Here is an 18,945-nt window from a genome sequence, read left to right on the forward strand (position 1 = left end):
GATCCCTGTTTTAGCTATGAAGAGAGCATAAGCCGCATGAAGATCACCTACAGACAGGCAAGTCGAGTGTTTAAGCGCAGCGCTTTGGCCCTGGTGCTAATGGGAGGCCTGGCGAGCACGCCGGTGCTGGCCGCGAAACGGGCGTTGCTTGTAGGGGTGTCGGAGTATCCCAACCTGCCGGCGTCATTGCAGCTCGTTGGTCCTGTCCACGATGCCGAGATAGTTCATGGCGTGCTGCTGCAGCGTGGTTTCGATGAAGAGAATATTGAACAGCTGGTGACGGGAACCGAGGAGCAGGCCTTGCCGACGCGGGCCAATATTATCGCTGCGCTGGAGGGACTGGCGGCTTCGGCGCAGGATGAGGATTTTATCTACCTGCATTTTGCCGGCCATGGCAGCCGTCAGCCGGCCCGGGCGTCTGACAATATTGAAACCAACGGTCTGGACGAGATCTTCCTGCCGATGGATGCGGACAAGTGGAACAGCAGCATTGGTTCCGTGGAAAACGCTATCATCGATGACGAGATCGGCGCTTATATCGACCGTATCCGCGATCGCGGTGCCGATGTCTGGCTGGTGTTCGACAGCTGCCATTCCGGCACCATGACCCGTGGTGCGGTAGCGATGCCCGAGGTGAAATATCGCCGTGTCGGCAGTGACCTGCTGGGGATTCCCGATAGCCTTGAAGGTAGTGCTGAGGCAAACCCGATGGTGGAGATTGCCACTCGCGGCTATGAGCAATCCTCGACTCAACAGACTTCATCTAAACAGCAGTCATCTCAACAGACTTCATCTCAATCACAAGGTGAACCGGTTCCTGCTGCCGAACGCGGTGAACTGATCGCTTTCTCCGCCGCGCAGAGTGCCGAGACAACGCCGGAGATGAAGTTGCCCCGCAACAGCGACGGGCGCCGTTTTCATGGCCTGTTTACCTACACAATGATGGAAGTGCTGGGTGCGAACCCCAAGCTGACCTATCAGCAGCTGGCGCAGCAGGTGGTATCCCGTTATCAGAGCCTGCCCTGGCAGGCGACCCAGCCGCTGTTCAGTGCCAGCGATATGAACCGGCCGGTATTTAACGAGGAGCAGTCAGTCGCCCAGGTCTATCCCGCAAACCTGCGACGCGGGCGGCTGGAGATTCAGGCGGGAGCGCTGACGCTGCTGGACGCGGGCGCCAAAGTCGAGGTGTTAGCCTCGCCGCTGGCCTCAGAGGACGAGAGCCTGGGTAGCCTGCTGCTTGAGGAAGCCACGCCATTGAAAAGCTGGGCCAGCGTACCCGAAGAAGAATCGGTGGGCTGGCCCGAATCGGTGTATGTGCGTCTTATCGAGCCGGTCGCCAGCACTGAGGTCAGCGTGGCTCTGCTGCCGTCGCGGTCGATGAATGAAGAGCGTCAGCAGCAGGTTGAAGCCTGGCTGGCTCAGCTGTCTGCTCAGGACGTCGGTATCGCCCATACCGCCCTGGACAGTGCCGATATTCTGGTCAGTGAGTTCGATAACCATCTCTGGTTTATGCGGGCGGACCAGAGTCTGCCTTGTGAAGAGCAGTCTCTTAGCGAGACAGAGCTGGCAACCTGCACCGAGACGCGCCTGCCGCAGAAGCTGCTGAATATGCCGCTGACCGGCGATGAGGAGCAGCAACAAATGCTGCTGGCGGCGAGCCTGCAGAAGATCGCCACGGTGACCCGTCTGATGGCCAGCATGCAGCACCTGCCGGGAGGCCAGCAGATCAGCAGCAGTTTCAGAATCGAGCACAATGGCACAACCGAGGATTTCCCCGTCAATGCCAAACCGGTGTTGAACGAGGGTGACCGTATCCTGTTTGACCTGACCAACCGTGCCACCCGTCCCCAGGATGTGAGTATTCTGTTCGTCGATAGCCAGTACGGCGTGTATCAGCTCTATCCCGATAGCGGTCAGCCGAACCGTCTTGGCAGCGGTGAGTCGCTCTCGTTCCAGTGGGACGTGAATGTGGACACCGTGGGCACCGAGCATCTGCTGGTCAGCTCGGTGCCGGGTGTCGGCGTTAATACCGACCTTGGCTATCTACAACAGGCGCCGCTCAATGTGAGCACCCGTGGTTTAGGGATCCAGCTGAGCAAGCCCGCGCCATCGTCCGAGATCAACCTGTTCAGCTGGCAAGTGAGCCCATAAACCGTATTTACATTACCGGTGCGTCTGCTTATCCAAAGCCGTTGGAGGTGTCGTTATGAAAAAGTATGTTTGTGCTTCGTGGGTGGTACTGGCATTAAGCCCATTAGCCAGCCCCGCAATGGCTGGTTTGGGTGTGTTAGACCGCCCTGAGCAGGCCTGGGAGTGTTATGCCGTAAGCCCTGCAGCTTGGGGGCGGGGACACTCGGCGTCCCGGAATATATCGGTAAATATTGCTTTGAATGAATGCTCGGTTAGAACCCCCTGGGGGCAGGCCTGCTATATAGAGCGCTGCTCTAATTCGCGATCTGTGGGAGAGGCAACCTTGAATTCGAATGGCGGTGAGGGAAAGCCCGAATATATGCCCGCTGGCGAATCGCTTGATTTCAGTAAGGCGGATCCTCAGGAGAGTCTCGGCGGATCTCTGGACGCTACCCGTTAATCGCTCGCATTCATGGCGTTCTAAAAGCCGGTCGCCAGTTTGGCAGACCGGCTTTTATTATTTTGCCGCTGTGGCATCGCCTTTTTCTGATCGGAATAACACTCAAAGTGGAGTTTTGTTCAGATAGAGTGACTCAGTATGCTCATGCCGAAAATCGAACAGGTACGGTTTTTGGTTGGAGCCCAATTCATCATCGGCCGTTGTTGGTCGGCTAACGCTAAGGCCACGCTGGACCGGGTTGAACTCACCACGGGCCATTTCGCCGATCATCTCGGGTACACGGTCGCTGCCGTAATTCAGCCACTCCAACAGGCCCAGTCGGCCATCGGCCGGTTTGTAGTCGGCGCGACCGGCGGCAAGTCCTTCCGAGAGCAGCGCGTAGCTTAAAAAACCATGGCGCAGGTTATCGCTTTCCAGGGCAAACTGTTCCGCCTGGCTGGCGGCCAGAAAGATCATCGCCTTGTCGTAAGCGAGCTGTCCCAGGCCACGGCTGCCCATGGGGCCCGGCTTGAAGCCGGGGCTGGCGATACCCGCGGCGGAGTGGCAGGCGTCGACAATCATTACGAACTCGCCCATATCGATGGGGCGTAGCCAGCGCGCCAACTCATCGCTGGAAAGGGCATTTGCAAGCACCGTATCGTTGATCTCCCGCTGTGTCCCCGCACCTATATCCTCCAGCATGAAATAGAACTGGCCATCGTTGTGAACATAACCGTGACCGCTGAAGCTGATAAACAGACTGTCGTTCAGATCCGGGCTATATCCTTGTAGCCAGCTGCTCTCGCTGTCTCCGGTTTCCGCGAAAGCGGCGAGGCGTTGCTGCAGTGCCGCCTTGGTTGCCCGTTCTCCCGGCTGGCTGTGGCTGTCCGATATCAGCGGCACCGAGACCACCTCATCGAAGGCGCCGCTGGCCTCCAGTGACTGTTTCAGCTGTGCCTGCATCTGGCGCGCATCGTTGGCGGCATAGCGCAGGTTCCAGGCGCTGTTCTCATATTCGTTGACGCCGATGGTGAGCAGGTAGGCCACGCGGGGCGAGGTAGCCGCTGTGGACGTTTGTGGAGTCAGCGTCAGAGCCGAACGTTCGCTGCGGATACCATCGCGGTTGAATGCATAGGCACTTAGTTCGACAGGGGCGTCTGTGGCCGGCAGCTGGATACCTGGCAGACTGATCAGGGTTTCGTCGCCCTCCATGGGCAGCTCGCCATCCCGCCGGGGCGCGAACCCCACCAGTTGGCCGTCACGGAACAGGCGCAGGTCCCGGGCGCCCGACCACTCACCGTCAGCGGTACGTGTTTGTCTGATACGAATTTGCACATCCACTCGCAGCGGATCTTCGGCGGTCGGAGTGGCAGCCAGAATCTCTACCTCGGACGGAGCGCGATTCAGCGCCAACAGTGGGGTAGGGGCCTGCAGTTGCTCACCGGCCAGCAGTCGGCCCAATAATCCGGGTTCATAATAGTCGCGCATGAAGGCCTGCAGCGGCAGCGCTTGGCGCGGTGCGTCGGGCAGCACCCAGGAGACGGCGTCAATATCGCCGGGGCGGTCGCTGTCGTAGCGGCCCTGGGGATCGATAACCAGCCACTCATCGCTGCCGAGATGCATTAGTGAGGCAAGAAAGTCCCGTTTTCCGTTCGGCCAGAGTTGCAGGGTGCCATCCGGCGTGGCGCTCAGCAGTGCCTGGTCGTCGCTGCTGTAGGTCAACTGTTCGATCTGGCCGTCGAACACCCGCGAATCGAGCAACTGCCCATCCTGGGTACGAAAACGCTGGATAAAACTCATGGAACTGGCATTGATCACGACTGCCAGCTCTTCGCCGTTTGAGGCCGGAGCCACCGCAGCGATCTCGCCCAGCGTTGATGGCTGGCGCCAGAGCAGAGCGCCGTCGGCGCTGCGCAGCTGCAGCTCGTTGCGCAGGGCGATCAGAAGTTGGACCCCATCCGCAGCGGGTACCTCAGCAGCGGGTATCAGAGTCAGCTGCTGGGGTTCCAGGTCATTCAAATCGGCCTCAAGGGAAAACTCTGTCAGGGTTTTACCGCTATGCAGATCGAGCCAGCGCGCGGTGGTGGGCTGCCCCCAGGGCGCTTCGTCACGCACCAGCAGCCGTTCTCCGCCAGCGTCCAGAGCGAGCCATTGCACAGCATCAAGCTGCCAGGGCATCAGTTGTGCATCCGCCGGATCTGCTGCGTTGATCAGGCGCGCCTTAAGACGGTTCTTATCGCCATAGTAGCCGTTGCTCTCCAGGCTCCAGAGCTGGTTTTCGGCGGCCGCGCCAAGCGCGACGATATCGGGGTAGAACTCCTCATCCCAGCGTGGCAGCTCGGTTGTGGCAAGCGTTCCGCTATCACTATCCAGACGCTGCAGATCCAGGCTCTGGAAACCCCAGAGTTGGGCGTCGATCCGCTGCCATTCCATCAGTGAGGATACCTCCAGGCGGGAGGCGACCCGGCCAGCAGCGGTGTCCCAGCGGATCAGCTCGGCATCGCCCGCGAAGGTCTTAACCACGGCCTCCAGGGTTTCCGTCTGGGGTTGCCAGAAGGCAGCCTTTACCTGGCGTACCTTGGGTGTATGCCGGGCAACAAGGTTCTCCGGTGTCAGGGTGAGCAGCTGGCCGCTGCGGTCGGCGACCAGGGCCAGTTGTTCACTCTGATTGATCGAGGCGGAGGTGGCATCGAATCCAAGCGCCTGCAGAGGTTTTGCAAAGTCGCTGAGGTCTGGCAGGCGGCAGCGCTCGGCGCAGGCTTCAGCCTCGGTTTGTCCGGGTTTCCTCCGGTCACCATCGCCGCTCAACCAGGCCTCTCCTGCGATCGATACCAGGTAGCGACCCTGATCCTCCTGCCACTGTGTGACCTGTTCCAGTTGATCCCTTTCGGGGTGCCAGCGATAGATCGCTGTGACGGCCGGATCTGTTGCTGTTGTGTCTGGCACAGTCTCCGGATTAGAGGATAGATCGCCGAAAATCGGTTTGGGATCGGGGGCGAACTGCAGCAGCAGTGCATCTGTGGAAGCGTCGGATCCGCTATCCGCAACCAGGGATCTGAGCTTCGCATCACCGGTTTGCGTGGCAAAACCCTGGCGGCTGCGCGCCAGTATCAGAGTGAAGTCGTTGGTATCCCAGAGATAGATAAACTGGTCCTGCAGGGCGGCGATGTAGCGGCCATCCCCGGTGAGGGCAAAGGTCTCGATATTACTGCTGCTGTCGGTCCGTAACTGGGCCAGTTCACGCCCGGTATCCAGATCCCAGACGCGGATCCGGTTGTCGCTGAACCCCTGGGTTAGCAGAAGACGATCATCCGGGCTGATCGCCAGATTGACGATGGCGTCATCTCCGGCCTGGAACTGGCGCAGCGTTCGGCCTGAATCGCTTTCCCAGAGGGTACAACGGCCCTTGTCGCCGCAGCTGATCGCCTGTTGCCCGTCATGGGTCAGTGCCAGGGCGGTGACGGCGCGCCAGATGGCGCTGCTGCGTTCATGACCTACATCCACCGTCAGCCTCGGCAGACTGCTGCCGGCACCCATAGGTTCCGCCTTCAGCACGGCCGCCTGAGACTGGATGTTGTCTTTGCGGTGTTTGAACCATAGAGTGTCGAAATAACGGATCGGGTTGGGTTGCAGCAGTTCACCTTCGAGCCGTAGTTGCAGGGCGGACGGATTGACCGCCTGCTGAGCCAGGGCGATCAGGCTCTCCTGAATGGCGCCATCGGAAAAGCCGAAGCCGCTGCTGCCCAGTTCGAGCCAGGTTTTTGCTCTGTCTACCTGACCATCGACAGCCAGCAGAAGACCGTAGAGCGCACTGTAGTAGCCACTTTTTATTTCGCCCGCGTCTTTATCCTGCTCCGCCAGCGGCTGCAGCCAGTCGAGCGCCGCAGTGATCTCACCCTCTGCGTAGGCCTGCTCTGCCAGGTTATGGCGTGCGTGCCGCCAGAGGCGCTCGTTTTCGGGGTTGGCGGTGAACTGCTCAAGCGTATCCAGGGCCGCCGTGTCGCCCCCAAGCGCCCGGTACAGCGCCAGATTGTGATTCAGGGCCCGCATCTCTGCAGGGGGCGCGAAGCGCTGCCTCAGCGTCACTATCACCTGCTGCAGCTGCTCGGCATCCTGGTAACGGCCTAGCTGAAATGAGGTGATCGCCGCATGCTCAATCAGGGCGGCGATAGAGGCAGGATCGACCTTGGCCTCCAGCTGCGCCTGGTGCTGCTGGAAAAATTCGAACACCGCCTCGGTCTGCTCGAGCAGGCTGGCGTATTCTCCCAGCGCCATCGACAGCCGCGCTCTGGCCAGCAGCACCTGCAGCTCCAGTTCCGGTGAGCCTTGGGCGATGGTCGCAGCTTCATCAAGGGCTGAGCGTGCCTCGGCTACCTGTGCGCTGCCGGGCGCATCCACCTCGGTAATGCCGGCCTTGCCGAGCTTCAGGTTGACCTCGATATCGGTCAGGCCACGGGTATGGGCGATCTCCTCCGCCTGTTTCAGCGAGTTGTCCAGGCTGTATTCCGCGCCCATTTCTGCGCTGCAGACCTGTGGCTGTGATAGCCGAAGGTCCACCAGCAGCCGCCAGGCTTCCGCGCGCTCTGCAGCCTCTCGGGCGGTCTCGAAACGCTGCTTCAGGCGCTGTGGCAGGTCGCCGGAGCAGCGCTGATCGAAACCCTGTTGGTTGATCAAGGCAGCGATAAATTGGGGCCCCAGGGCCGAAAACTCCGCCTTGCTGAGCAGAGCCTGCTCGGGCAGCTTTTCGGTGAACTGGTCGATCTGCGCCAGCGTCGCCTCCAGCGGGGCAGGGCTGAGTCCGGCATAGCCGGGTGCAATGCTGAACTTCGCCAGCCGGTGCAGCATCACCAGCATCCGCGCTGATTGCGCCGAGTTATAGAAATTCAGCGCCTGCTGGGTGAACTGCATGGCGTTGACACGATGGGTTGCAGATCGATTGCCGTCGTCGAACCCTAGCTGGTCCGAGGCCATTTCTGCGGTTCGCGAGGCGGCTTCTGCCAGTCGGGCGAGTTCCAGCTCAGGAGCCTGGTTCATGATCGCTTCGTTGTAAGTTCTGCGCAGGCGCTCAGCGCAGCGGTCGGCATCAAGCTGCTCGGTATCGCAAACCGCACTCAGGCTGAGCACCTCCTGCGGGATCGAGCGGTAATCCGGCTCAACCGCTGCAACCAACTGTGGAACCGTAAGCAGCGTCAGCAGTAGCGCTAAGGGTATGGGTGATGACCGGGTCGGCAGGCGAAGAAGCACGTCGATTATCCTATCTGGTGTCTGGTCAAGGTTTCAGCAGCGCCTGGAGTTGCCTCATCTGAGCATCGATAAAATCGCAGCTCGCCTGAGGTTCTGGCAGGGAATCGGCCGGCGGCGGCAGCGTGATCCGGGCTATCTGATCCGGTTCGCTTGCGCAGATCGCGGCGCCGATCACCAGCCAGCGGCCGCGCTCGAACGCCGGGTTTTGCGATGGCTGAGGCTTGTCCCCGTATTGCTGCTGGGCCATCTCCAGTTGCGCCTCGCCGATGCCGCCGAAGCTGGTGGCTATTCCGGCCCTTTGCTGCCCGGCGTAAATCCCCGCCAGCATTGCCGTGGTTTCAGGGTCGACGGCGATCGGCAGTGCACGCATTCGTGGTTGCTCACTGAGAAACTCGACCAGCTGTGGCGAGTATTCGGCATAGGCCTGATCCAGGCTCAGCGGGCCATCGGTGCCGGGGCTGAGTATCAGCCAGCCGACAAGCAGTGCAGCGGCGGCGGTGCCCAGACCGCCGACGCCGGCCAGCCAGTGCCGCCAGCGCTTGGGTTGATGACGGCCTGAGATACTGCTGACATTGGTGTCGGAGGTTTCCCAGCATTCCAGGTCGGTCAGCAGTTGTTGCCACTGGCTGTAAAGCTCACTGTTATTGGCGAGATGGCTGATCACCTGCTGGCGCCGCTCCAACGGCAGGCGGTTATCGAGCAGGGCGGCCAGGTCTTCGTTATCGGGCTCAGGGCCTGAGGCGGTGCTGGCTTCGGCAATCGCCAGCGCCAGACGGGCCAGGTATTCCTGCTGCTGCTCGTCTCTGTCTGCGGTCATTGCGCCACCCCCTGAACACTCTGATGGACAGAGCCGCGGAACAGCGCTGCTTTTTTCGTTTCTTTTTGTGCCGCCAGTTTGATGATCACAGTAACTCCTCCGGCAGCAGATTATGTCTTTGCAGCACTGCACGCAGTTCGGTAAGCGCCTGTTTCGCCACCCGCGCCGGTTTGTGTGCCGGCAGATTCAGGGCCCGGGCGATGGCGCTGAACTTCATGCCATCGACGTAGGCCATGCGCAGCACCAGCCGCTGTTCGTCATCCAGCGTCAGCTGAGCCCCCAGGTTGTTCAGTGCATCCTGGGTCTGAGCCTTGTTCTCCGGCTCCTGGTTGAGTACCACCTGGTGTAGCAGCAGTAGCAGCGTTTCCATGGAGGAGTCGGATTGCGCGGCGGGTGTATGCGCTTCCTCTTCGGGTTCCTGCTCCGTGGTGACAGCACCAGTCTGCTGGCCGCACCAGGGCAGCCGTGCCTTGATGGTGCGCACCATATCCAGCAGTCCGACGCTGTTACGCAGGGTCTCGTCTCTGCCGGCGAGACGTTCGATGGCGGCAGGGACCGGCTGGCGTTCCAGGCAGATAAGCTTCCACAGCGTCAGCCAGGTGTCTCCCAGCTGCTTCAGCCAGGCCGGCGGACGGATGCGGCCATACTGCTTGCGCGCGTGCTCCTCAACCAGGTTGCTGCACAGGGTATAAAGGTAGGTTTGTGGCAGGGAACGGCCGGTGAATTTACGGCACAGTTGCCAGTCGTCGGCACTGAGCTTCTCCAGCACATACTGGCTGGCAACCTCCGCATCCACGGTCTTGCCGAAACGACGTTCGCACAGCGCGGAGATCCGGCCCTGCGTCTGTTGATCAAATACGATGGCGGACCAGTCCATCTGTCCCTCTAAGGCTGTAATCGCTCTACTCCTCGTGAAGAATCACCGGCCAGAAACCTTGATTAGGTCGGAGTTTAGGTGAGCGGTCAATAAATCACTCTCAGGTTTTCCGATCTCCTTCGCGATAATCGCTGCCCGCGATAGCAGATCGAGGTAGATGGTGGCGATATATGGACGTGCCCGGGAGCGGCGGGTAAATTGCTCGGAAGCTTATATAAGGGAGAGGCATGAAGGGGATACGCGCAAGGGTTGATGGCTTGATCACCTCGCTGCTGTGCAGCCGGGCCGGGTTTGCATGGAAGTGGTTGTTCCTTATGCTGGCCGGTGGCTGGATGATCTATTCCAACCCCTTTGGTATAAGTGCCGCTACCGATCGTGCTTCGGAGCAGGCGATTTACCGCATGACTTCCGGCTGGTATGACAGCGAGCCGGGACAGCGCTCTATTCTTGTGGTGCTGTTTAACGACCGCAGCATCGACAATCTTTATCCCGCCTTCTGGCAGGCCAACGACTGGCCGCTCTCCTATCTCGATCAGGTGAACCTGCTGTCGCTACTGATGGCGCAGAAGCCCCGGGCACTGTTCTACGACGTGATGTGGATGAAAAGACGCTCCGTCGATCCCTCCTTTGAACGGGCGCTACAAAAGCTCGAACGCAGCCAACAGTTGACCGGCGTACCACTGCTGCTGGCGTCGGGGACAGTGGATGCGCCGCTTGAGCCTGAGCTTGCCGAACGCCTGCAGCGCTTTGCGGAGCCGGTGATCAACGGCTGGGAGGCGGTCGGCGATTACTACCCGTTGCAGGTGAACGAACGGACCACGGCGGCCATGGCGCTTTACCAACACTATTGTGAAGGCGCCGGTTGCACGCCGACGGCGGAAGCGTATTCAGTGCCCATGAGTGTGCGCTGGAGCTCTATTCCTGCGCCTGCGCTGGTGGAGCATCGCCGTGACCAGTGTCGGCAAACGGACTCCGGCCTTGTTTCGGCGCTACTGGAACTACCGGTGAAGCTGTTCGAGGGTGCGTTTCAAAGCTTTATAGATAGCAGTGAGGTGCCGGTATGCGCTCCGCAGCGGGTGCTATACGCCGATGAGTTGATGGCGCTGGCGCGCTCGCCAGATCCCGAACAGCGGCAACAGTTGCACGACTGGATCAACGGCAGCCTGGTGCTGGTCGGAGGCCAGATCGAGGGGCTTCAGGATTATGTGGTCTCACCGGTGCACGGAACCCTGCCTGGGGTTTTCTTCCATGCCATGGCGCTGGATAACCTGATGGCCAGTGGAGAAAGCTATATCCGCGATGGCTCGCGGGCTCGGCCATTGTTATTACTATTCTGGGGGATTTTTTGTCTGGCGTTGATTGCCTTGCGAAGTCGTCGCGCACGTGCGATCGGCTGGACCCGTCAGTTGGGTGACAGCTACTGGCTGCTTGGTGGCTGTTTTGTGCTGCTGATGCTGGTGTTCAGCTATGGTTGGCTGCATCTGGCGCCGGCCGGCTGGATCTCGCTGCTGGCGATGGGGGGGGTGGGGATGCTGCTGCTTGAGCGCCTGGATCGTAACTATTCTGACCCGTTAAATCGGGAGGGTTCGGGGCGATGATAGCGATATTTCGCGCAGGGTTGCTGCTCACTGTCCTGATGACTGTGGTTCCAGTGCAGGCGCAGCCGCTGGTCGAGGCTTGGTTAGAACCGGCGGTGGATCTCACGCTGCCGGATGGAAGCTGGGAGGTCATCGATCGTGAACGTCTACCCCAGCCACCACTGACTATCCTGCAGAGCGAAGGGCGACAGCTGCTGGTGAATATGCCGGGGCTGGGCTTGCGCTGGGTGGGGCGCAGTTCGGTGCAACTCAGTGAGGAGAATGCACTGTTGCTTGAGTGTCAGGAGAGCGTGGCTGGAAAGGCGGAAGACTATCGCAACTATGGCCTGCGCGGGCTGGAGCAGGGGGTTGCCCTACACTGCATCAACAGGGTTGATGAGGATCGCTGATGCCTGGCATCGGTAAATCGCTTTGTCAGGGAGAGGGCTCTTCTATGCCTCAGCCTGCAACTGATGGCGGATATCTGGCAGTCAGTGAAAAAGTGATCAGATAAAAAACTGTAGCGTTTTCGCGCTCCGGTCCATCTCAAAGGAAAAAAGAGCTCTGATCAGACCGGAGGCCAGTGGAATGACGCAAACTACATATCGAGAAGACAGCCCGTTGCCAGGTATTCCGGCAGCGAAATCTTTTGCATTCATTGAGCTCTGCGAGCCAGTTAAGGATCAAAGCGCCGCAGGGGCTCCGCCTCCTGTCTTTAAGGCGTTTATCTCTGCCTGGAGCGGCAGGAACAATCGGCTGAATCAGCAACCGTTACACAACAGGGAAGAAAAACGGGTTATGAAGTGTATAAACGCGCTGGCCAGTAACATGGCGTCGCTTAATTTTCCAAGCCAGTTACGACAGAAGTTAAGACAGAAGTTACGCCCGAAGCTGCTGCTGACATTTCTGCTGGCTGCCTCTGTGCAGTCCGCCTTTGCGGCCAGCCAGTATATGGCTGTCTCCAGGGTGAGTTCATCCAGTGGCTATGAGATCGAAACCGGGCAGGTCGTTGATGGACTCGGTGTCAGCGAGGTCGATACCGCCCTGGCTTCCAGCGGTCGGCTGCTGACCTTTGTTATCGACGGACAGATTCATACGGCGGATGCAGCGGGCTTCGAAGAGGTGGTCAACAACAGCGCCGTAGGCTCGACGCTATTGAGGTTCGATGCAGCGGGCGATACGGCAAGGCTCTGTCTGACCCTGTTCGATAAACAGAACGAGAGCTATCTCTATCCCTCATCTCCACAGCTTGAAAACTATCTTCGGGTGACCCAAGCGGATAACCCTGTCAGCTTTACGGCAGTAATGTCCCGTGAGGAGCTGGAAGAGGATGCGGTTAATTATCAGCGTCTGCGTCGCAGCGAGTCGGACCTGTGCCTGGAGGGGCTGGAATATTCGACCAATTACAAGGTCGAGTTGCTGTCGGGGCTGGAGCTTAGCGCCTGCAGCGGTGAAGGATGCCAGCCGATAGTGCTGCAGGAGGGCGTCTCTTTCTGGGGCGCGACCGGTGATCGGCCAGCAGCGATCGAGCTGGTATCCGGCAAGCGTATCCTGCCGGTTGAAGGTGAGGCGTTGATCCCCGTTCAGCTGACCAATGTCAGCAGCGTGAATATCGAACTGTTCGAGGTCGACCTGCGCAGTATCACCAGCGCGGGCTCTCTTTTTAAGTCCATATCCGGCTATGAGAGAGAGTGGTTGTCCTCGGAATATGCCCGCTCGCTCGGTAGCAAGCAGGTGAAGCTGGAACCTACGTTAAACAGCACCCGGTCGGTCAATATCAATCTCGATTCGCTGCTGCCAAATCCGGCTAAAGGGATCTATGTTGCGGTTTTTGACTCCGAGGATCTTAACCTCAGAGAGTGGGACACGAAACCGACCCAGTGGCTGATCCGCTCCAACCTGTCGATCTCCAGCTATCACGGCCGCAACCAGACCGATATTTTCCTGACGGCCTTCGATTCCATGGACCCTGTGGCGGACGCGCAGGTGCAGGTGATAGCCCAGAACAACCGCCTGCTGTTCGAGGGTAAGTCTGACCGCAGTGGCCATCTGAGTATTCCCGGCCACCTGCTGGCGGGACAGGGAGGGCACGCGCCGGCGTTCCTGCTGGTTGACGGGCAGCGCCAGGGGCTTGGGCTACTGCAGTTCAGCGCCGGGGGCGGTGAGCTGAAGACCGGGCAAAAAGGGATGGCCAAGGCGACGGATCGCGACATCTATCTGACCTCCGACCGGGAGCTTTATCGCGCCGGAGACAGCATCCAGTTTGTACTGATGGGACGTGATAGCAAGCTGGATGCGCTGCAAGGGATTGATCTTAAAGTCGAGCTGGTGGACGCGTACCAGGATGTTATCGACAAGCGCAGTATCAGCCCTGATCAGTTTGGCCTGGCGCAGAGCGCTTTTGACCTGGCCGCTAATATCGAACTGGGCACCTACGAGGTCGTTGTCAAAGGAATGGACGATGTCGTGCTCGCACGCCACAAGGTGCGCGTGGAAGACTTTGTTCCGCTGACCCTGAGAGCTGAGCTGGAGACCCAGGAAACCTGGAGTATCGAAGAGGAAACCGGCCTCACTCTGTCCGCGGAATATTTTTCCGGTGGCAAGGCGGCGAATCTGGACTCGGAGCTGGTGGCAGCGATCAAGTTGTCGAACACCCATGAGTCCGATGCGCTGAAAGGTTACCTGTTTGGCTCCGACAAGGAGCAGCCCCAGCAATACCTGGATACATTTACCGGCAAGTTGAGTGCGCAGGGTGAGTCGACCTACGCCTTCAGTCTGCCCCAGGACGAGTTTGCCCAAAGTGGCCTCTATAGCCTGAGTCTCAAAGGCTCGGTCTTTGATGTGGGGGGGCGGCCCAACAGCGTCTACGAACAGGTCAAGGTTGATGCTACAGGCTCCTATCTGGGCGCCAGGCCCCAGTTCTCCGGTGCGCTGGAGGAGGGGGAGAATGCGGTCTTCGATCTGATCCGGGTGAATCGTGACGGCGCAACTCTGCCCTTTGAGCAGGTCCGCTACGAGTTGAGAGAAGTGGACTATTCCTTTGACTGGTACTTCGATAATGGCTGGCGCTACCGCAGCAAACGCCAGGGCGACAGGGTTGTTACCGCCGGCGAGACCAGCGATCACCGACTGGTGCTGACCGACAGCCTGGACTGGGGCAGCTATGAGCTGGTGGTCGTCGATAGCACCGGGTTTACCACGGTGGTTCCGTTCAGTGTCGGCTGGTACGGAGACACCCCGGTCAGTGAGCCGGGGCAGCTGGAGCTCTCCGTTGAGGCCAAGGATGATGAAGAGCTGCTGCTCAAGCTGGATGCTCCGTTCTCCGGCACCCTGCGGGTGATGCAGGCCAGCGCCGATATCGAGGATTATCGTCTGCTTGATGTGAAGCAGGGCGCCAATGAGTTCAGCGTTCCCCGTGAGGTTGATGCGGAACCCGGATTTCATCTGCTGGCGACCCTGGTGCGTCCGGTGGCCAGAGGCTCCGAGCACCTGCCGCAGATCGCCATGGGTAGTGCCTGGATCGATCATCTTGCCGAGGGACGGCTGCTCGATACCGAGGTTGAGGTGGCGGAAACCCAGCGCTCCAGTCAGCCCACAACAATCCGCGTACGGGTGAACAGCGACGCTGGTAAGGGGATGATTTTCCTTGTCGATGAGGGGATTCACGCGATCTCCCGCTACCGCAATGCGGATCCGCGCGAGTTCTTTTTCGGACAGCGCAAGCTATCCCTCGGGTTCCTTTCGAACTTCGGTCAGCTGATCCAGCAGGACCAGCAGCTTCAGGCCTATGGCGTCGGCGGTGACCAGGGAGAGAGCGACCCCGGCGTGCTGCGCTCTGATTTCTTCAAAACAGTGACCCAGCACTCGCCGCTGCTTGATATCGAGCAGGGCGTGATGGAATACACCTTTGATGCGCCGGATTTTGAGGGTGAGATGCGGGCCGTGGTGCTGGTGGTTTCCGATCAGGGCGTTGGTTTTGAGCAGGCGCAGATCCGGGTGCAGGACCCGGTCAGTATCGATGTCTCGCTGCCGCGTTTTGTCGGCGTTGGCGACAGGATTGCAGGCAAGCTCGGGCTGCGTGTGAATGAGCCCAGAGATGAATTGACGCTGGATCTCCAGGTCGGAGAGGACAGCACGACGTCAACTCTGGCAAGCCCCGCCGAGGGGCAGCGCCTGAACCAGGCGCTACCGTTGCACAGCGCCCTGGCGGGCGCGATCCCTGTGCAGATCGATCTGAGCGCTAACGATCAGTCGGTGCGCCGGGACTACAGCATCCAGGCCAGGGAGACCTCCTATCCGCTGGCGCAGATGCGCTCGATACAGTTGCCGCAGTCCGCTGCCCAGGATGGACGTTTCGAGATAGCACCAATGGATCTTTCCGGGTTTGCCAACCCCGAAACTACGGCTATCCAGTGGTCGCTTTCCACGCGCCCCGGTGCTTCGTTGCGCCAGGCGGTGGCGGCTCTGGATCGCTATCCCTACGGCTGTGTCGAACAGGTATCCAGTGGCACCCGTGGGTTGCTTGCGATCGCGTCGCTCAACGCGGCGGATAGCCGGCTGGAGCGCAAGATCAACCGCGGTATCGACGCTATTCTGGCGAAACAGAAAGCCAACGGCTCCTTCGGCTACTGGGACAGGGATGATCGGGTCGAGGAGCGTTACCAGGCCTACGCCGCCGAAACGCTGCTTGATGCCATGCCCTATGCATCGAACCCGGAAGCGGCAAAAGCTGCGCTGGATCGCGCGCTGACCTACCTCGATCGCCAGTTCGTCGAGGATGCCTGGACCGCGCTTTATACCTACGGCGTGCTGGCGAAGGCGGGCTATGAGGTCACCAGTCGCGCCCGCTATGCCATCGACGAGCAGTTACCCGCGGCGCTGGCGCAACAAAACGACCCGCGGCAGCGCATGGATCTGCTGCTGGCCGCCTACTGGAGCGCGGCGCAGATTCAGGATGACAAACGTGCTGAGCGTCTGCTGACTGAGCTGAGTGCAGCGTCTGATGCGCTGGTCAGCAGGTCTGAGCAGCAGACGCCTGCTCAACGCTGGTTTGATCCCCTGATCGCCGAGGCCGGCACTGAATCTGAATCCCGGCCCTGGATCACCACCTCGGGCATCATGCTTGCAACCATCCCGCCGGCCTACCGCACGGCGTTAACGGACTCCCTGAGCAATCGTGCTATCCAGGGGCTCTCTGAACTGCGCTACCGCTCCACGCTCAACAATGCCCATCTGGCGGCATTGACCGAGGGGGCGGACAGGTCGGACGCGCTGAATATCCGCGTCAATGGTGAGCCCATCGGTGCGGATCTGGCGATTCCGGCGGAACTGGCGGTACAGGGTTTCAGCCTTGAACACGATGCCAGCGAGACGCTGTTCCTGAACGCCGAGATCATCGGCCCGCGCAGCTCTTCACAGGCGCTGCGCAATGGTCTGAAGGTGGAAAAATTCTGGGTCGATGACAGCGGCAGCATCCTCAGCAGAAATCAAAGTCTGAGTCTGGAGCAGGGCGAGTCGGTCAATGTGGTTGTCCATGTGAGGGCCGATAAAGAGCTGGGCAATGGCAACCTGATGCTGACCGATCTGCTGCCCTCGGGCTTCGAGCTTGAAGCCGATTCAGGCATAGAGCCTCGGATAGAGCTAGCTGCTGGCAAGGTGGAACTGCTCTCCAATCTGCGCGCGGCGCGACCCACCTGGGAGCAGCGCATGGATGATCGCTACGTGGCCAACTTCGACCTGAGCTGGAGCGAGGGTAGAAGTGCGCTGATCCACTACCGGGTGCGTGCCGCTTATCCCGGTACCATGCAGCTGCCCGATGCCCATGCGGAGTTCATGTATCGGGCGGAGGTGAATGGCCGCAGCAGCGTTGGCGAGGCGCAGATCCTGGAGAAGTGACAGAGAAATGATCCGCAGAACGCTGCTGATACTGGGGCTGCTGGCAGCTTTGCTGCTGGTGGCGCTGGCCGTCTATATCCGGCAGCCGCTGGGGACCTCCCGGCTAGATAGTACAGCCAACGTGGTACTGGACCAGCAGGGCGAGCGTCTGGCGACCCGTCTGAGCGTCGATGGCTTCTGGCGTGAACCGGTGTCCCTGGAGGAGATCGATCCGCGCCTGATCGAGATGCTAGTGGCCTACGAGGACAAACGCTTCTGGCAACATCCGGGTGTCGACCTGCTGGCGGTTCTCAGGGCAATGAGCACTATGCTGCACCATGGCAGGGTGGTGTCGGGCGCGTCTACGCTGACGATGCAGACGGTACGGCTGATGTATCCGGAGCTGGGGCGCAAGACTCTGGGTGCGAAGCTTGAGCAGATGTTGATGGCGCTGCGGCTGGAACACCACTGGTCAAAGCGGCAGATACTCGAAGCCTATTTCAACCTCGCCCCCTATGGCGGCAACATTGAAGGGATCCGCGCTGCAAGCTTCGCCTGGCTTAACCGCTCACCCTTGCACCTGACCTACAGGGAGGCCGCGTTTTTTGTCGCGCTGCCCCAGTCACCGGAGTCACGTCGTCCCGATCGCCACAGAGAGGCCGCCGAGCGTGCGACATCACGGGTGCTGCAGGATGTAGCCGAGTCTTTCGGTTGGAGTCAGCAGCAGCTTGAGGAGTACCAGGCGGAGCTGATTCCGCTGCGCAAACAGGGCTTTAGTACTGGCGATGCGCATCTGATCGATCGTCTGGGCAGCGCTTCGGGCGGCATTGTTCGCACCCATATCGATGGCGAGTGGCAGGCCCGCGCCCGTGAGATCTTGCGCGGTGCTATCGCGTCACATGGCTCTGCCTATAACGCTGCTGTGATGGTGGTGGAGCGGCGCACCGGCCGGGTGAAAACCTACCTGGCGTCTTCCGGTTACGCTAATGCTGAGCGCAAGGGCGCCAATAACTTCCTGCTGGCCCTGCGCAGCCCCGGTTCTACGCTCAAACCGATGATTTACGGTATGGCGTTGCAGCGGGGTCTGCTGGAGCCGCAGTCATCGATGCTGGATACGGAGATTCAGGTTGAGGGTTATGCGCCGACCAATTTTGACGATGGTTTTCATGGCCGTGTCCGTCTCAAAGAGGCGCTGATTCAGTCACTGAATATTCCCGCGATCAACACTCTCGAAAGGCTGGGGCCGCAGAACGTGGAGAGGCGCTTGCGCCAGTATCTGTCGATCCCCCGAACCCAGGCGCAAGGGGCCGGCTTATCGCTGGCGGTGGGCGGCTTTTACATGACCGCCGAGCAGCTCGCGACGCTTTACCTGGGGATGCTCGATCAGCCCGCGCCAAGATTGTCGTTTCTGTCAGATGCAAACGAACAATACAGCGAGGGCATTCTCAGTAACCAGGCCTCCGACCAGCTTGTTTCTCTGCTCTCGCAGCGCGATAACCGCGGCCTGCCTTACGTGGTCAAGACGGGTACATCCGATGGTCGTAACGATGCCTGGTCGATTCATGTCACCCAACGCCATCTTGTGCTGGTATGGGTGGGCAGTCCGGATCATCTTTCCGGGGAGCAGATCTCCGGAGCACAAACGGCCAGTCCCATAGGGCGTGAGCTGATTTTGGCACTGGGGCTGGAGCCGCCGTTGATTCCAGAGATTGCAGTGCAGGAAAGGCCCTTGGTTGCGAAGGCCAACTGTAACCGTCTTATCGAGTATCCAGAACCGGACGAGCTGATCCTTACGCAGAACGGCAGAATTGCCGTAGCGAGCCGTAACACTGGTGTGAGCTGGTATCTCAACGGCAAGGCCGTCGAGGTAGAGAATGGCACGCTACCGCTTGAGCACGCGGGAGCGAACGTGATCAGCGCGAGGTATGGAAGCTGCGATCAAGCCCAGAGTATCTTCGTTCAGTTTGTGAACTGAGCTCTTTTGCCG

General features: G+C 59.9%; 8 protein-coding genes. 5 read left to right on the forward strand and 3 right to left on the reverse strand.

What is annotated here, in order from left to right:
- The first annotated feature begins 36 nt into the window (after window positions 1–36).
- Window positions 37–2,151 (forward strand): caspase family protein, encoded by a 2,115-nt coding sequence (locus CLV83_RS02155; protein WP_132286860.1) that lies wholly within the window; start codon window positions 37–39, stop codon window positions 2,149–2,151.
- Between the two features lie 541 nt (window positions 2,152–2,692).
- Here the strand turns inward: CLV83_RS02155 and CLV83_RS02160 are convergent.
- From CLV83_RS02160 to CLV83_RS02170, 3 genes are all read right to left on the reverse strand, one after another.
- Window positions 2,693–7,813 (reverse strand): caspase family protein, encoded by a 5,121-nt coding sequence (locus CLV83_RS02160; protein ID WP_132286863.1) that lies wholly within the window; start codon window positions 7,811–7,813, stop codon window positions 2,693–2,695.
- A 25-nt stretch (window positions 7,814–7,838) separates the two neighbouring features.
- The gene (locus CLV83_RS02165) at window positions 7,839–8,630 is read right to left on the reverse strand and encodes an anti-sigma factor (protein ID WP_132286866.1); all 792 of its coding nucleotides are present in this window, start codon (window positions 8,628–8,630) and stop codon (window positions 7,839–7,841) included.
- Window positions 8,631–8,715: 85 nt separating this feature from the next.
- Entirely contained in the window at window positions 8,716–9,507 is a 792-nt protein-coding gene (locus CLV83_RS02170) for a hypothetical protein (protein WP_132286869.1), read from the reverse strand.
- Window positions 9,508–9,734: 227 nt separating this feature from the next.
- Between CLV83_RS02170 and CLV83_RS02175 the strand changes: the two genes are divergently transcribed.
- The 4 genes from CLV83_RS02175 (at window position 9,735) to pbpC (ending at window position 18,933) form a co-directional block, all read left to right on the forward strand.
- The gene (locus CLV83_RS02175; protein WP_132286871.1) at window positions 9,735–11,105 is read left to right on the forward strand and encodes a CHASE2 domain-containing protein; all 1,371 of its coding nucleotides are present in this window, start codon (window positions 9,735–9,737) and stop codon (window positions 11,103–11,105) included.
- Window positions 11,102–11,494, forward strand: a complete 393-nt coding sequence (locus CLV83_RS02180) for a hypothetical protein (protein WP_132286874.1) — start codon at window positions 11,102–11,104, stop codon at window positions 11,492–11,494. The genes CLV83_RS02175 and CLV83_RS02180 overlap by 4 nt, the downstream gene beginning before the upstream one ends.
- Window positions 11,495–11,882: 388 nt before the next feature.
- Window positions 11,883–16,979 (forward strand): alpha-2-macroglobulin family protein, encoded by a 5,097-nt coding sequence (locus tag CLV83_RS02185; protein WP_165900217.1) that lies wholly within the window; start codon window positions 11,883–11,885, stop codon window positions 16,977–16,979.
- Between the two features lie 7 nt (window positions 16,980–16,986).
- Window positions 16,987–18,933: a penicillin-binding protein 1C gene (pbpC, locus tag CLV83_RS02190; protein WP_165900218.1), complete on the forward strand. Its 1,947-nt coding sequence runs from the start codon at window positions 16,987–16,989 to the stop codon at window positions 18,931–18,933.
- Window positions 18,934–18,945 lie beyond the last annotated feature (12 nt).

Source organism: Marinobacterium mangrovicola (assembly GCF_004339595.1).
GTDB classification, from domain to species: Bacteria; Pseudomonadota; Gammaproteobacteria; order Pseudomonadales; family Balneatricaceae; genus Marinobacterium_D; species Marinobacterium_D mangrovicola.

Coding starts and splice junctions, on each gene's coding strand:
- CLV83_RS02170 (WP_132286869.1), bottom strand. CDS start 9,507: ATGGACTGGTCCGCCATCGTATTTGATCAACAGACGCAGGGCCGGATC.
- CLV83_RS02175 (WP_132286871.1), top strand. CDS start 9,735: ATGAAGGGGATACGCGCAAGGGTTGATGGCTTGATCACCTCGCTGCTG.
- CLV83_RS02155 (WP_132286860.1), top strand. CDS start 37: ATGAAGATCACCTACAGACAGGCAAGTCGAGTGTTTAAGCGCAGCGCT.
- CLV83_RS02185 (WP_165900217.1), top strand. CDS start 11,883: ATGAAGTGTATAAACGCGCTGGCCAGTAACATGGCGTCGCTTAATTTT.
- CLV83_RS02165 (WP_132286866.1), bottom strand. CDS start 8,630: ATGACCGCAGACAGAGACGAGCAGCAGCAGGAATACCTGGCCCGTCTG.
- pbpC (WP_165900218.1), top strand. CDS start 16,987: ATGATCCGCAGAACGCTGCTGATACTGGGGCTGCTGGCAGCTTTGCTG.
- CLV83_RS02180 (WP_132286874.1), top strand. CDS start 11,102: ATGATAGCGATATTTCGCGCAGGGTTGCTGCTCACTGTCCTGATGACT.